The sequence below is a fragment of the Salmonella enterica subsp. enterica serovar Typhimurium str. LT2 genome (assembly GCF_000006945.2).
Classification (GTDB): domain Bacteria; phylum Pseudomonadota; class Gammaproteobacteria; order Enterobacterales; family Enterobacteriaceae; genus Salmonella; species Salmonella enterica.
The window spans coordinates 38,706-53,816 of the sequence record NC_003197.2 but is presented as its reverse complement, the minus strand read 5'-3'; the positions used below and the strand labels follow the sequence as shown (position 1 = coordinate 53,816).

At 49.9% G+C, this 15,111-nt stretch carries 12 protein-coding genes and 12 other annotated features; of the genes, 4 read left to right on the top strand and 8 right to left on the bottom strand.

Annotation, left to right across the window (positions count from 1 at the left end):
- Positions 1–6: 6 nt before the first annotated feature.
- Both ribF and yaaY read right to left on the bottom strand, forming a co-directional pair.
- Positions 7–945 carry a flavokinase and FAD synthetase gene (ribF, locus tag STM0045; RefSeq protein ID NP_459050.1) on the bottom strand — a complete coding sequence of 313 codons (939 nt, stop codon included), beginning with the start codon at positions 943–945 and terminating at the stop codon, positions 7–9.
- A 7-nt stretch (positions 946–952) separates the two neighbouring features.
- Positions 953–1,168, bottom strand: a complete 216-nt coding sequence (gene yaaY / locus STM0044) for a putative cytoplasmic protein (protein NP_459049.1) — start codon at positions 1,166–1,168, stop codon at positions 953–955.
- A gap of 98 nt (positions 1,169–1,266) precedes the next feature.
- Positions 1,267–1,272: a ribosome-binding site (putative RBS for rpsT; RegulonDB:STMS1H000435), on the top strand.
- Here yaaY and rpsT point away from each other — a divergent pair.
- The 3 genes from rpsT to STM0041 all read left to right on the top strand — a co-directional run bounded on the left by rpsT (position 1,267) and on the right by STM0041 (position 5,445).
- The gene (gene rpsT, locus STM0043) for a 30S ribosomal subunit protein S20 (RefSeq protein ID NP_459048.1) occupies positions 1,267–1,537 on the top strand. Within the gene, positions 1,274–1,537 belong to an annotated coding region; the region does not span the whole gene. (Overlaps the previous feature by 6 nt.)
- 450 nt (positions 1,538–1,987) lie before the next feature.
- Positions 1,988–1,993 (top strand) — a ribosome-binding site (putative RBS for STM0042; RegulonDB:STMS1H000434).
- Positions 1,988–3,366, top strand: a protein-coding gene (locus tag STM0042) for a putative sodium galactoside symporter (RefSeq protein NP_459047.1). Within the gene, positions 1,993–3,366 belong to an annotated coding region; the region does not span the whole gene. (Overlaps the previous feature by 6 nt.)
- A 33-nt stretch (positions 3,367–3,399) precedes the next feature.
- Positions 3,400–3,405, top strand: a ribosome-binding site (putative RBS for STM0041; RegulonDB:STMS1H000433).
- Positions 3,400–5,445, top strand: a protein-coding gene (locus STM0041; protein ID NP_459046.1) for a putative glycosyl hydrolase. Within the gene, positions 3,406–5,445 belong to an annotated coding region; the region does not span the whole gene. It overlaps the preceding feature by 6 nt.
- Positions 5,446–5,499: 54 nt before the next feature.
- Here STM0041 and nhaR read toward each other — a convergent pair.
- The 6 genes from nhaR to STM0035 form a co-directional block, all read right to left on the bottom strand.
- Positions 5,500–6,410 (bottom strand): transcriptional activator of nhaA gene (gene nhaR, locus STM0040; RefSeq protein ID NP_459045.1). Within the gene, positions 5,500–6,399 belong to an annotated coding region; the region does not span the whole gene.
- Positions 6,405–6,410 (bottom strand) — a ribosome-binding site (putative RBS for nhaR; RegulonDB:STMS1H000432). (Overlaps the previous gene by 6 nt.)
- 50 nt (positions 6,411–6,460) lie before the next feature.
- Positions 6,461–7,734 (bottom strand): NhaA family of transport protein, Na+/H antiporter, pH dependent gene (gene nhaA, locus STM0039; RefSeq protein ID NP_459044.1). Within the gene, positions 6,461–7,627 belong to an annotated coding region; the region does not span the whole gene.
- Positions 7,633–7,638: a ribosome-binding site (putative RBS for nhaA; RegulonDB:STMS1H000431), on the bottom strand. It overlaps the preceding gene by 6 nt.
- Positions 7,699–7,707, bottom strand: a -10 signal (putative -10_signal for nhaA; RegulonDB:STMLTH004626).
- Positions 7,726–7,734: a -35 signal (putative -35_signal for nhaA; RegulonDB:STMLTH004626), on the bottom strand.
- A gap of 55 nt (positions 7,735–7,789) precedes the next feature.
- The gene (locus tag STM0038) for a putative arylsulfatase (protein NP_459043.1) occupies positions 7,790–9,512 on the bottom strand. Within the gene, positions 7,790–9,505 belong to an annotated coding region; the region does not span the whole gene.
- Positions 9,507–9,512, bottom strand: a ribosome-binding site (putative RBS for STM0038; RegulonDB:STMS1H000430). Its footprint overlaps the gene before it by 6 nt.
- A 119-nt stretch (positions 9,513–9,631) precedes the next feature.
- Positions 9,632–10,891 (bottom strand): putative cytoplasmic protein gene (locus STM0037; RefSeq protein NP_459042.1). Within the gene, positions 9,632–10,885 belong to an annotated coding region; the region does not span the whole gene.
- Positions 10,886–10,891 (bottom strand) — a ribosome-binding site (putative RBS for STM0037; RegulonDB:STMS1H000429). It overlaps the preceding gene by 6 nt.
- Positions 10,892–10,903: 12 nt before the next feature.
- Positions 10,904–12,100 (bottom strand): putative arylsulfatase regulatory protein gene (locus tag STM0036; protein NP_459041.1). Within the gene, positions 10,904–12,094 belong to an annotated coding region; the region does not span the whole gene.
- Positions 12,095–12,100, bottom strand: a ribosome-binding site (putative RBS for STM0036; RegulonDB:STMS1H000428). Its footprint overlaps the gene before it by 6 nt.
- Before the next feature lie 92 nt (positions 12,101–12,192).
- Positions 12,193–13,697 (bottom strand): putative arylsulfatase gene (locus tag STM0035; RefSeq protein ID NP_459040.1). Within the gene, positions 12,193–13,686 belong to an annotated coding region; the region does not span the whole gene.
- Positions 13,692–13,697 (bottom strand) — a ribosome-binding site (putative RBS for STM0035; RegulonDB:STMS1H000427). Its footprint overlaps the gene before it by 6 nt.
- A 579-nt stretch (positions 13,698–14,276) precedes the next feature.
- Positions 14,277–14,282 (top strand) — a ribosome-binding site (putative RBS for STM0034; RegulonDB:STMS1H000426).
- Between STM0035 and STM0034 the strand changes: the two genes are divergently transcribed.
- The gene (locus tag STM0034; RefSeq protein ID NP_459039.1) for a putative outer membrane or exported protein occupies positions 14,277–15,044 on the top strand. Within the gene, positions 14,283–15,044 belong to an annotated coding region; the region does not span the whole gene. (Overlaps the previous feature by 6 nt.)
- Positions 15,045–15,111 lie beyond the last annotated feature (67 nt).

Below are 15,111 nucleotides of genomic sequence, written 5' to 3'. Positions count from 1 at the left end.
TCAGGGTTACACCTGCCCGGCTAGCCCAAAAAACTTGCGGGCCGTTAACTCATCGCGTGCGATTTGCGCTTTTAGCTCATCAAGCGACGCAAATCGCTGCTCATTACGTATCTTTTTACGCAGTATTACATCTATATGGCGACCGTAGAGGTCCATTACAACGTCCAGCAGATGCACTTCCAGTTGTTGACGCACGCCAGCCACCGTTGGACGAGTGCCAATGTTCGCTACGCCGGGTAACGGCTTATCGCCAAGCCCGGTGACTTCCACCGCATAGACCCCTTTGACCGGGGAGACCTGACGGCGCAGCGGTAAGTTCGCCGTCGGGAAGCCAATGGTACGTCCCAGCTCGTCGCCATGAACGACACGCCCGGAAATAGTAAAGGGATGTCCCAGCAGACTTTCGGCAAGCGCCAGGTTATCTTCCGCCAGCGCCTGTCTCACTGCGGTACTACTGATACGCACGCCGCCTTCACAAAAGGTTTGGGTGCTGGAAACCGCAAAACCATACTCCGCCCCCGCCTTCTGTAATAACAAGAAATCGCCCGCGCGGCTAGCACCAAAGCGGAAATCATCGCCGACGGCAAGAAATTGCACGCCAAGTCGCTCCACCAGCAGTTCGCTGATAAACGTTTGCGCCGTCAAAGCGGCAAAGCGGCGATCGAATTTCACGCACAGCACATAGTCCACGCCGCACTGCGCAAGGTAATGCAGTTTTTCACGCAGGCGCGTCAGGCGAGCGGGCGCTTTATCCGTCGCGAACAGCTCCAGCGGCTGCGGTTCGAAAATCATGACCACCACCGGCAGACCGCGTCTGCGTCCTTCTTCCTGCAAACCCTGCAGTAGAGCGCGATGCCCCCGATGTACGCCGTCGAAATTACCAATGGTCAGCACACACCCATGCGGGGCCTGACTGAGATTATGTATGCCGCGTATCAGCTTCATGTCTGACTCAAAACAGTGAAAATCGCAAGAGTATACCTTGTACAGCGGTTAAGGTTAACCGGCGATTGCCCTGATGAAACATAAAGAAGATGCTTTTCATCGCCATGCGGCAAACTCCGCCCCAAAACCCGCCGCTTAATGCAATTTTTCTCATGGAAAGGCTGTATTCACAGCACGCAAGCTGGTAGAATCCTGCGCCATCACTACGCAACGAGTGCTGCAATTTAAACGGCGCTTATTTGCACAAATCCATTGACAAAAGAAGGCTAAAAGGGCATATTCCTCGGCCTTTGAATTGTCCATATAGAACACATTTGGGAGTTGGACCTTGGCTAATATCAAATCAGCTAAGAAGCGCGCCGTTCAGTCTGAAAAGGCTCGTAAGCACAACGCAAGCCGTCGCTCTATGATGCGTACTTTCATCAAGAAAGTATACGCAGCTATCGAAGCTGGCGACAAAGCTGCTGCACTGAAAGCATTTAACGAAATGCAACCGATCGTGGACCGTCAGGCTGCTAAAGGTCTGATCCACAAAAACAAAGCTGCACGTCATAAAGCTAACCTGACTGCACAGATCAACAAACTGGCTTAATCGCCTGCTTGTTATCAGCTTTGTAGAAAAACCCGCGTAAAGCGGGTTTTTTTATGCCTGCTATCTGCCGTTTTGCTCGACAACCGCTGGCTCTGACCTCACTCGTTCACGCTCTTCCTGACCAGCCTATTTTTTCAGCTACCCCTCCCTTAGTCACGTAATACTTGAAAGTTATTTTCTTTCACTGTTTTCCTTTTCTTATTTCATTACTGAAAAAACTGTGACCACCTTAGCAAATAAAAACATCGCTCATTCAAAAACTAATAAACGCAATCCTGATGTAAGATTTAATAATTGATTGATGCCGTCGGGTTAACTACTTTTCATGTACACCTTACTTACTCATTTTAATCTGAGGTTAAATTCAGAAACGACATAAAAATAATATTCAAAACTTGCTTAGAAAGTAGAGGTTGTTTTTCTGGGCGTATCGTACCAATATCGGAGTTATCATTATGAGTTCTGTCATTGAGGATACCCAGCCTTCCGGGTCAGCATCATTGTCTTTACTACAGCGTATTAGCTACGGCTCTTTGGATGTGGCGGGTAATCTGCTGTACTGCTTCAGTTCAACGTACATTTTATATTTCTACACAGACGTTGCGGGCATTAGCCTTGCCGTAGCAGGCGTTATCCTGCTGCTGGCGCGTATTATCGATGGCATAGACGCCCCCATATGGGGGATCATCATCGATAAAACACGTTCACGCTACGGTAAATGTCGTCCCTGGTTTTTATGGTTACCGCTGCCTTTTGCGGTATTCAGCGCGCTGTCATTTTGGTCTCCTGATATCAGTATGACAGGAAAAGCCATCTATGCAGCAATATCTTATATGATTGCCAGCATTCTATTTACCGGACTTAATACACCACTCAGTGCAATATTACCCCTGATGACCTTATCTCCCAAAGAAAGACTGGTTTTAAATTCCTGGCGAATGACCGGTGGGCAAATTGGGGTTTTATTAATGAACGCGACCGCCTTGCCGTTAGTCGCTTTTTTAGGTAACGGTGATGATCACGCTGGTTTTATTTATACGGCAATTACGTTTGCCATTATATCCTGCGCGCTAACGCTCTTTGCGTTTAAAAACATTCGTGAAATGGATACGGATAAAATACAGCATGAACCTAAGTTGCCGATGAAAAAAAGTTTCGCGGCGATGAAAGGTAACTGGCCGTGGATCCTGATGGTGCTGGCTAATCTGATCTTCTGGATTGCCCTACAGCAGCGCAACACGACCATTGTCTATTATCTGACCTACAACCTCGACCGTAAAGATCTGGTACCGCTGATTAACAGCCTGGCGACGATTCAGATCCTGTTTATCATCGCTATCCCCTTCTTTAGCAAATACCTGGCTAAAACCTGGATATGGGTAGGCGGTCTGCTGGTCGCCACGTTTGGCGGCGTCATGATGTGGCTGGCAGCGGACAACATTACTTTCCTCATCGCCGCCTGGATACTCGGCAATATCGGCAGCGGTATCGCCTGCTCAATGCCATTTGCCATGCTGGGCTTCGCCGTTGATTTTGGCGCCTGGAAGACCGGTATTAAGGCTACCGGCATTCTTATCGCCTTCGGCAGTACCTTCTGCATCAAGATGGGTAGTGGCCTCGGCACCGCTTTCGCCGCCTGGATCATGAACAGTTTTGGCTATGTCCCCAACCATGCCCAGAGTGCTGCGGGTCTGGAGGGCATTATCTGGGCCTTTATCTGGGCACCCGCCCTACTCTTCGCGCTCGCAGCGATCCCACTACTTTTCTTTCGCAAATACGAAGCGATGGAAGAGAAGATTCGCCACGATCTGGAAACCGTCAACTCATAACGTTCTTTACCTTCACCCTCGAATATGGGAGGCACCACCATGCCATTTATGCAACAAGACCCGCGTCGTCTGGTCTGGCAGCAAAACGATCGCTATTTATGGATTGAACCCTGGGGCGAGAACAGCCTGCGCGTACGCAGCGGCCGTCATCTGCCGGTAATGAGAAATGAAGACTGGGCATTGACTGAGCCAGTCGCAGAAAGTCAGTGCCACATTGATTATGAGCACCACCAGGCAACGCTGACCAACGGCAAAATTATCGCTATCGTCAATCAAAAAGGACAGGTTACCTTTTACCGCCATCCACACAAACCCCTGTTGCAGGAGTTCTGGCGCCTGCGGGGCGAAATTGGCGAGGATGAATCATCTCACGGCCAGTACGTCAGCGCACTCAACCTTGAGGGACGCGAGTTCCGCCCTATTCAGGGTGGGAAATATTCACTGAAAGCCCGCTTCGAAGCCACCGAAGGGGAAAAAATTTATGGCATGGGGCAGTATCAACAGGCCAACCTGGATCTCAAAGGATGCGTGCTTGAGCTGGCGCAACGTAACTCCCAGGCCTCAGTACCGTTTATGCTCTCCAGTCTGGGCTACGGATTTTTATGGAACAACCCGGCAGTCGGACGCGTAACCTTTGCCCAAAACGTTACCGAATGGGAAGCGCAGGTCAGCGAACAGCTGGACTACTGGATCACGGCTGGCGATACCCCGGCAGAAATTAGCCGGGCTTACGCGCTGGCTACCGGCACACCGCCGATGATGCCGGACTACGCCATGGGCTTCTGGCAGTGCAAACTCCGTTATCGTACGCAGGAAGAGCTGCTGGAGGTCGCCCGCGAATATAAGCGCCGCAATCTGCCTATCTCAGTGATCGTAATCGACTTCTTTCACTGGCCGAATCAGGGTGACTGGATGTTCGATGCGCGCGACTGGCCCGATCCTGATGCCATGATTGCCGAGCTGAAATCGCTGGGAATTGAGCTGATGGTCTCCGTCTGGCCGACGGTGGATAACCGTACCGAAAGCTATCGGGAGATGCGCGAAAACGGCTGGCTGGTACAAACGGAACGTGGCTTGCCGATCAATATGGATTTCCTCGGCAATACCACTTACTTTGATGCGACTCATCCGGGCGCGCGCGACTACGTCTGGGGCAAAGCCAAACGCAACTATTACGATAAAGGCGTGAAGTTATTCTGGTTAGATGAAGCCGAACCTGAGTTCAGCGTTTACGACTACGACAACTATCGCTACCATGCCGGGCCGGTACTGGAAGTGGGCAATATCTACCCACGTATGTACGCTAAAACCTTTTTTGACGGCATGAAAGCCGATGGCGAAGACCAGGTTATCAACCTGCTACGCTGCGCCTGGGCCGGCAGTCAGAAGTACGGCGCTCTGGTCTGGTCAGGGGATATTCACTCCTCGTTTAGATCGCTGCGCAACCAGTTTGCTGCCGGACTCAATATGGGAATCGCGGGGATACCGTGGTGGACGACGGATATCGGCGGTTTTCATGGTGGCAATATTCACGACCCGAAATTCCATGAATTGCTGATTCGCTGGTTCCAGTGGGGCGTCTTTAGCCCGGTGATGCGTCTGCACGGCAACCGCGATCCGCAGATTTTACCCGCACAACCGTATCGGGATGGTATCGCCCAGTGCCCTACAGGTGCGCCGAACGAGGTCTGGAGCTACGGTGAGGAAGTATGCGAGGTACTGACAGGTTGCCTGGCGTTGCGAGAAAAACTCAAGCCCTATATCAAAGCGCTGATGGAGGAAACCCATAAGCACAATACGCCAGTGATGCGCCCCCTGTTCTTTGAATTCCCCGAACAGGAAACAAGTTGGACAATCACCGACCAGTATTGTTTTGGTCCTGACCTGCTGATCGCCCCCGTCATGCATGAAGGTATGCGCGAACGTGATGTCTGGCTACCAGAAGGGGAAACATGGACGGATCTTGCGACCGGTGAAAGCTATTCAGGAGGGCAGACGCTGCAGTACGCTACGCCACTGAACAGAATTCCGGTGTTTATCCGCGAAGGTGGGCAGTACCGTAGCCTGCTGAACTTGTAGAATGATTCCGGCTGCGGGTTAATACCGCAGCCGGAAGTATTACGGTAGGTACGTCTACTGTAGTTTAAACAATGCCGAGTAGTCCGCATTGCAAATACGCTGCACCGCCGGATGCTGGATCATTCTCTCGGCAAAAATCGCATGATATTCTTCCATGACATTCTCCACGCGCCCAATCTCTATTACCGACTCATCGGCATAAAAATCCAGCGAATAAAGGCTCGGCGCCACAAAAATCGCATCGTGCGTCGCGCCAAACGCCTTCATTAAGGCCGCATCATCAAATTCACCGAGGATCTCAACCTGCAACCCCTGTGAATTAAACCAGTTCAACAACTTACGCCCCAGCATTGAGCGCCGTCCCGGCACCAGCAACCGTCGCTCTTCCAGGCAGGCAGGGAACGCTTTTTCAGGAAGCGGATTCGTACACCAGAAACTGACGCTGCATTCGCCGATTTTGACTGAGAATAGCCCCTCCTGCTGCGTGGAATCTATCGGGCAGTCGGAGATAATCATATCCAGCTTGTGCTGGCTGAGCTGTTCGAGCAACATTTCGTGCGTGGACTCGAAGCAACGCAGATGTATGGGTTCGTCCACCACCACCGCCGCATCCAGAACGCTGCTGACCAGACGCTTGGATAAAGCATCGGCGACGCCGACATCAAACAACAGGTTTGATTCTTTGCGGTAATTGACGATATCCAGCATCTCCTGGCTTAGCGTAAACATTTTGTCCGCATAGCGAAAAACCAGCTCGCCCAGTTCGCTGGGTTCAAGACCGCGTCCCTTACGTTTAAATAGCTTCCCCTGTAAACGCTCTTCCAGGGCTTTAATTTGACCAGTAATGGTTTGCGGCGTCAGAAAAAGCGCCTCTGCGGCACCCACGACAGAACCTTCTTTATAGACATGCCAGAAATAATAAAGATGGTTGTAGTTAATATGAGACATGCTCATTTCTCTCCCTGTTCAATGTCGCAAGGGAGCGATACATCGCTCCCCCTTTCCTTCGTACTGATTATGCCGGCGCGTTCAAACGCGCGCGCAACCAGCTATACCCCACCACTGCGGAGAGCAATGAACCAATCAAAATGCCCAATTTCGCCCAGTTAATAAGTTCCGGATCGACATTGCCAAATGCCAGGCTGGCGATAAAGATGGACATCGTAAAGCCAATGCCACACAAAATGCCGACCGCCATGATTTGCTGATAAGTGGTCCCCTGTGGCAGATGCGCCAGCTTGAAACGCAGCGCCAGCCAGCAAAACAGGCTAATCCCCAGCGGCTTACCAATCAGCAGACCGGCAATAATTCCCAACGGCAGCATGGAGGTCAGACCGTCAATCGTGACGCCCTGAAGAGAAACGCCAGCATTCGCAAAAGCGAAGAGCGGCAGGATCAGGTACGCGACCCACGGGTGCAGAACATGCTCCAGACGCTTCGCCGGCGAGCGACCGTGTTTTTCTTTCAGCGGAATAAAGAAACCGACAATGACGCCTGCCAGCGTCGCGTGAACGCCGGACTTCAGTACCGCCGTCCACAGCACTGCCCCGACCAGAATATATACCCCAGTCCGTCTGACGCCGCACAGGTTCAGCAGCGCCAGCACGGCAATCGCGAACGCCGCCACGCCCAGCGAGACGATAGAAAGATCGCTGGTATAAAACAGTGCGATAATAACGATGGCGCCGAGATCATCGATGATCGCCAGCGCCATCAGGAAAATTTTCAGCGCCAGCGGAACCCGGCTGCCCAACAGCGCCAACACGCCCAGCGCAAAGGCGATATCCGTCGCGGCAGGAATAGCCCAGCCCTCGCGAGTGACCGGATCGGAGTAGTTAAAGGCCAGATAGAGCAATGCCGGTACAATCATCCCGCCGATGGCGGCAATCACCGGAAAAGCGGCCTGGCGCAGACTGGCTAACGAGCCTTGCATCAGTTCGCGCTTAACTTCCAGGCCAATCAACAGGAAAAACACGGCCATCAGCGCATCGTTGATCCACAACAGCATGTTTTTGTTGATCTCAAGCGCCCCAACCCGTAGCTGAACCGGCGTCTCCAGAAAATCATGATACCATCCACTGGTCGCGCCCATATTGGCCATCAGCATAGCCAGCGCAGCGGCGATGATGAGAATGATGCCCCCAGAGGCATCGCTGCTAAAAAATCGGTGCAGATGTTTCACTTTTTATTCTCTCAATCAGGTGAATTCTTCGGATCTACTATCTTACCTCGCCTGACTCATCGTTAAAATTAGATTATATATGATGAATAGCTCGTTTTTTACGAAATGAAGTCCGACTTACGCCGGACTTTTTTAGTGCAGTCAGTCATTGATGATAGACCGCTACGCGTACAGATCCATTTTATACACCCGGAAACTGGTAATATCGTAGCGATAGCCTTCCCCGTTCGTTTCCGCGTTTTTGTAGTAACCTGACGTCATGGTCGCTTCAAAAAGCACGGTTTTCTCCGTAGGCGCAATCTCCTGTAAAATTAGCAGCCCCATCGCCTCACTGCCCGCCTGCGGATCGATAATATCGCTCTCGCCAGGCTGGCAAGAGATGGCGCGGCCATTTTCATCAAACGTGCAGTCGGCAAAATGCACCACAATATTGCCATTCTGCTGGATCGCTTTCGCGCTAACGCAGCTACTGTAGCCACGCGCGCCCAGCTCCTTGCCGTATTCAAATGGCCGCATAACGGTCATCTCATTCATATTCACCACGAAATGGACAATGCGGCTGTAGTTATCCGGCGGTAACAGGCTTTTGCTGTCATCACGCGAACGGTAGTTACCGTTATCAAATACCATAAACTCCACTATACCCGGCGTATTATTGGCGATTTCAACGACGTTATGCTGGCCCCAAGTCCAAAAGTCACGGTCGGCCGCGTCGATATCCTCCTGTTTGCTAAAGTCATAAAGCGCCACACCTTCACTGTCGACCGGGGTTAAAAGATAAGGCTGATAAGCGTCGTCCCAGTCTTCATGCGTTGACAAAATAAAGCGTAGCGCTTGCGTTTGCAGATCGACGCCAAACACCGCGCTCTGATGACGCCCGGACGCAATTAACAACTGATTCGTCTCATTCACGTAGCTCTGGTTTATATGCAGCCAGTCTTTAACCGTCGGGTCTTCTCCCGGCGCCGTACCTGAAGGACGGGAAACCCGCGTCGTATCCAGCACCTTCGCCATATCGTAGTAAGCCGTCTCCAGTCCGGTAGTCAGATCGACAACCGATACGCCGTCTTCATTGGTTTTCAAATCGTCGGGCCGACCCGAGGTATATTCAGAGGGCGCAACAATGGTATTGCTATCCCACGGCCAGATAGAATGGTGAAATTGATTATCGAGATTATAGAATGTGTGAAGACGCCCCATCATGTCGAACTCATACATATCCAGATAGGTATTTTTCGCTTCTGAAGTAGTGAGGAAATGGCCATTATCAATTCGAACAAAATTATAAGACGGATAATCCTGAGTAACGTACCAGCGCACCAGACCATTCTGATCTAATGCGTAATTATAACGATCGAAATGCGTAATAAAATAAAACCCTGGCGCCATCTTGTTCGCATCGGTAGCAGGTTGCGTCACGTTGATAATCGGAAAACCTAATACGACCTCCGCGGAATCTACCGGCGGTAATGGCTGTGTGATGAGCGTATAGACGGCAAGCGGCGTATCTGCCTGAGAAAAGACAATACGGTTTTCAGTATCCGCTACCAGCCCCAGAACCGGCAACAGATTTGCGCCTGCCGTAAGGGTGTAAAGATGTTCTACCGGCATCGCCGTTTTTGCCGCATCCTGGACCGTGACTATGATCTCAGCCGGTTCCAGACTCCAGACCCCGGCATAAGCGCTTAAAGGCGCCGTGCCGTAAGGGTCTAACAACATGAGCGCATTTTCTACCGTATTCTCTTGCGTGACCTGCGCAAGGCAATTTTCATAAATAGCGGTATGGTTAAGCACCATTTCATTATTGATATCGATACCCTGATTAATCGCCGGACGCGGCGCAGGAAGGACAACAGACGTTGTAGTTAACGTATTCATGATAAATCTCCAGTGTATTAATCTCATCGCCCCTCATGGGGACCACGAAAATTAATACTCTGGATTTTTAAGCCGTCCGAATAAAATACCGCAACAACACCTCATCACACTTTTTATTTTAGCAATTCAGTTACGTGAAGCGTTATATTCAAATTTTAGGTAATCCAGTACGGCAACAACATTGCCAGGAGACATCCGGTTAAGATGCGGCAGGAAGGGATGGTTGTGAACATAGCGAATAAACGCCGTCGCGCTATTTAACGTCGCATGGCGTAACAAACTCACCTTTTTATTTCCTGTGAGATTGCATACCGCCATCGCATAATCCCGTGTGGAAAATGTACGCCAGACGTTGTTGCGAATTCCGCCGCTCAAAAACAACCGCGGAGGGAGATCGCGTTTGGGCGGCGTAACGCCTCTTTCACGCACAAACGAAATATGACAGCGCCCCTGACGAAGATAGCTAAAATTCGCCATCATACAGCCGCCCAGAATGAAGCATTCGTGATCGAGATAATGTTGGACATTCAGGGAACGCTCATCCGTCAACGCCTGAACCAACTCAAAATGTCGATAAGCAGGTAATACGGGTTTTACTAACATCCCCGGATCGTTTTTATATAAAACGGCGGGGCCGTAATCCACATCAAATAATACATTGCGGCGCATGGTCAGCGCCTCTTTTCGCTGCACCAGATGCGCCAGCGTGCCGGACGGAAGTCGTTCTTCGTAATCAGAATGATATTGATAATCCGCTTCCACCGGTTGGGCGGAGTAATTCGTTGAGATCGCGACGACCTTACCGCTCTCCTCTTCCGCCGTCACCAGCACGTATAAGCTGCTGTCGCCGCCGTTAAATTTCACACGAAACGCCCGCGTGCTCATAGCGATATCAAACGCGGGAAACACAAAATCGCGTTCCGCTTGATTAGCGCGACGGGACAGTTTTTGTAATTCGCGGCTAAAACCCGTGCTGTCTATCGCCAGCGCCGCGCGTATTTCAACTAGCGACGCTCCTTCGCCAATCAACGTGGCAAGGTTCTCTTGTCTGGCGTCGCTCCTGATAGCGGTATAGGAGATGAACGTTTTATTACACTGGCGGCAATACATACGCCGTTCACCTTTAGTGGAAAATCCATATTTTTTCAGCGACGTCCCGCCACAATGCGGACAGGACTTCACCAGACCTTTCCAGGGTTGATTCGCCGCCTGGCGAAAAAGATTAAGCGATCTGGCTGAGATAATGGGGAACAAAAAACCGCACGCTCGACAGAGAACATTTTTCCCTTGCGGTAGATAGTCTGGGCTCCCCAGAATCCCCAGATTTTTGCAGCCTGGCGTTTTGCAAGCATCGACATTAATGTGAGAAAACATATTCACTCCCTGCGAATACTACCTTCAAACAAATATTGACTTTATTTCTGCAGGTGAGATGCCTTTTTCATACAGGGTTCGCATGGCACTCATCGCCGTCGCGGTATGCGAGAAAAAAGCCTGATAACCTGCACACAGATAGTTATGATTGGTTGCGCCTGACGCAGAGGGTAAAAAACGATGTTTCGGACAGCCGCCATAGCAGGCGAACTTCCATTGACAGCGATGACACTCCTGCGCCATTGAACGCTGTTTATCGCTGCCGAACTGGCGATTTTGTTCGCCCTGATTCATTTGACGCAGCGTCTTCTGGTGGATATTCCCCAGTTTAAATTGCGGATATACGAAGTGATCGCAGTTATAAACATCGCCGTTCATTTCCATCGCAAACGCGCTGCCGCAGGTGGGAGCAAAAACGCAAACCTGCGGCGGCAGGCCGCACCAGGCCGCCAGCGTCTGTTCAAATAGCTGGATGCCGATATCGCCGATATCCTCACGGATCCAGATATCAAATACCGCATTCAGAAACTGACCAAATTGCAGGCTATCGACCGACCACGGCGTCATCGCGATATGTTTATCCTGCGGCTGCGCCAGCCCATTTTCCCCACAGCGTTCAACTAAAGGGATAAATTGCATATAGCGGCTACCAATGCTTTTCAGGTAGCGATAGACCTGAACAGGATGATGCATATTGGTACGGTTAACCACCGTGAGGGTATTAAATTCTACGTCGTGCTGCGCCAGACAACGCACCGCATTTTCTACTTTTTCATGCGTCGGCTTTCCGGAGCGCGTCACTCGCCATTCATCGTGTAACGCGGCATCGCCATCAATAGAGACGCCAACCAGAAAATCATGCTCCCGGAAGAAGGTCGCCCAGTCATCGTTGATCAGGATGCCGTTGGTCTGGAAGGTATTGACGATGGTTTTGCCGCCACAATAGCGCTGCTGAAACTCAACGGCTTTACGATAAAACGGGATGCCCATTAATGTGGGTTCCCCGCCCTGCCACGCAAAAATGACCTCATCAATATCCTGTGCGGCAATCTGCTGCCTGATGAAGAGTTCGAGGGTCTCTTCCGACATTTTGTAATGGTTTTTTCGATCCGGATAGAGCTTTTCTTTCTCCAGATAAAAACAGTACTTACAGTCAAGGTTACACACCGATCCGGTCGGTTTAACCATGACCTGACAACTTTTCCCAAACATCATTACCTTCCCTGAAATAAAAGAACCTGATCCGGCACAGAGTGACCGGATCAGGTGGGCATCGCCCTAAGTGGCATACTTAATTTTTTATAATTATTCCATTAGCCCCAGGTGACAGGCGTCGGCTTATCGCCACGGGCTTTCATCAGCGAATCGTTATCAATATCCTTTTTATACTTCAGGAACTTACCGTAAAGCTGTTTCTCAATCTGCGGCTGTTTACCAATTTGATTGAGCGTCTCGAAACGATCGGTTTTCAGGTTATAGAGATATTTAGGTTTATTCTGGCGATCGATGATCATCTTCCAGTCGCCGTCGCGGATCGCCCACTCATCCGTCGGATCGTCCTGGAACGGCATATCGATACCGAAGATCAGCGGTTTCTGGCGTTTTAAAGTCTTGTCCTTCAGGAGCGGAACTAAAGACTGACCGTCGTAGGTACGATCGGTCGGAAGTTTAAAGTCCATCATGTTGGCCAGCGTCGGCAACCAGTCAAGACCATATACCGGCGTGTCCGTTACCATCCCCTGTGGAATGTGCTTGCCGTATTTGATGATTGCCGGTACGCGAATGCCACCTTCCCACAGGTTGTCTTTACGCCCGCGCAGACCGTCGGTTTCCCCGGCCAGGTTCAGCTCGTATACCTTACGCGCTTCGCGCGTGACAGGGCCGTTGTCGCTGGTAAAGATGACGATGGTGTTATCTTCCTCGCCCATCGCCTTAATTTTATCCAGCACTTTACCGACCTGCTCATCCATGTAGCTGATATTGGCGTAATATTCGCCGGTGCCGCGCCACGGTTTGTCTGCCCAGTCGCCGTAGAACAGATCCGGATGCTGCTTCTGGTAGTCGGTCATGTACTGCGAATACATATCAAGGTATTTTTTCGGCGACGCCAGCGGGCTATGGACTTCGGTAAAGGCGACATATAAGAAGAACGGATTATCGTCTTTCTTATTATCCAGCCAGTTCACCACTTCAGAGCTCACAAACTCGCCGCTCATCTTATCTGCGCGGCCAATATGTTGGCCATTACGAATCCACCCCGTAGGATGCACCACGCCATAGCGCGGGCGCTCCTTGGCGTTATCCAGCGTAGCATCGGTGACAAATCCCGCCGGATTAACCAACGTATAGTCAAAGCCCATGTCTTTCGCCTGCGGCTGATCGGTGCGATCGCCGCCCGCATTCAGGTGTAATTTCCCCATCATCGCCGTATCGTAGCCCTGCTGTTTTAGCAGATTGGCGATAGTCAGTTCATTACGCCCCAGCGCAACATCTTTGCCTTCCGGTATCCAGGAACGGATTCCGGTACGGAACGGCATACGACCGGTTAACAGGCCCGCGCGGGAAGGAGAACACAGAGGCGCTGGCGCATAATAGTCGGTAAACTTCACCCCCTCCTGCGCCAATTTGTCTATGTTAGGTGTTTTAACGATGCGGTGCCCGTAGGTGGCGAGATCGCCATACCCTAAATCATCCGCCAGAATAATGACTAAGTTAGGACGCTTTGCGGTTGCCGCTTGCGCGGTTGATAATACGCATCCAGCGCATAGCGCCAACCCTATCATACTGGCAACGACTGTTCTTTTCATTTCAACTCCTTTGAGTTATCGCACGGTCTGATTACGATATATTTGCCGATAGACCCGGCTGCGGAATACAGCCTAAATTAATTGCACTATATATATATTCGATTTGTCTTATATTTCTTCCATTAACATCGTTTTATCGTAGAAAATTATTCACACTCATTATAATATTAATACCATAAATATATTTCGTGCTAAAGAAAACACGCCTGAAGCAGTCTATAAAAAAAGAAATCGCGAACGAGTGATGCAGATCTCAAATATGGCCCATATGTCAGAACCGCTATTGTGATGTCAATATATGTTGCTGTTTGAACGGTAACACCCTCATTTAATGGCAGTAAGTTGTCTTTGCGAGAGATTATTCCCATTCGAAGTTTCATTAATTTCATGCTATCCGGTGTGACTTTTACAACAGAGACATAAACTATAAATCAAATAGTTATCACGTAATAAACAACATTATCTGACACGAATATTTGACGATTATATGTCGCTGATATTTTTGAGACATCTATCACCTACGTATAAAAAGACACTCCTTAGAATTCGCTTCTTTACACAACATTTCACTGTGTTTTTACCTCATGGAGTTGAGCATGAAAAATAAGAAATATATTAATAGTCTACTCGCCGCATGTGTTCTTTTCTCTTGCTTTAATGGCCAGGCAGCGGAATTGAAACGCGTATACGGTAAACTTAGCTTCGGATATGGCGACTGGAATAAAGGCTTTGTCAATGTCGATCGCGGCGAAGTGTGGAAAGCGGTAGCCGATTTCGGCGCCGTGTTTGACAGGGGCGAATTTGCATCATTTTATGAAATGAACGTGCTCAACCATCCGGTAGAAGGCCGTAACCATGTAACCCAATTTCTGGGACATTATAGGGTAGTAGAAGGCTCTAACTTTACCGCAATGATGAAACTCTATATGTCGATGGAGAATAAATTCGGTGATGAATTAAACATGATGTACGGGGTAGGTTATCTGGGTTTAACCAGCCCATCAGGCTTTATTAAGCCCTATTTCGCTGTTCATAACTTATCGAACGATTATACCTCTAAAAAGTATGGACAGGCGACAGGCTTTAACGGTTATGTTCTCGGTTGGGTCGCGGCTTATAACTTCGATATGTTTAATGAAAAGTTCGTCATTTCAAACTGGAACGAAGTTGAAATGGATCGTAATGATGCCTACGCCGAACAACAGGGTGGGACGACCGGCCTGAACGGCGCGGTAACGTTTACATGGAAATTTATGCCGCGATGGACCGCCTCCGTCTCTTACCGTTACTTCAATAATAAATTGGGGTATGACGGCTACGGCGACCGTATGAATTACCTGATCGGCTTCGAGTTTTAATAATTAATAAACTTGATGAATATTACTTAATTTCCCCGGTTTGTAGTCGTGAATGACACGACTACAG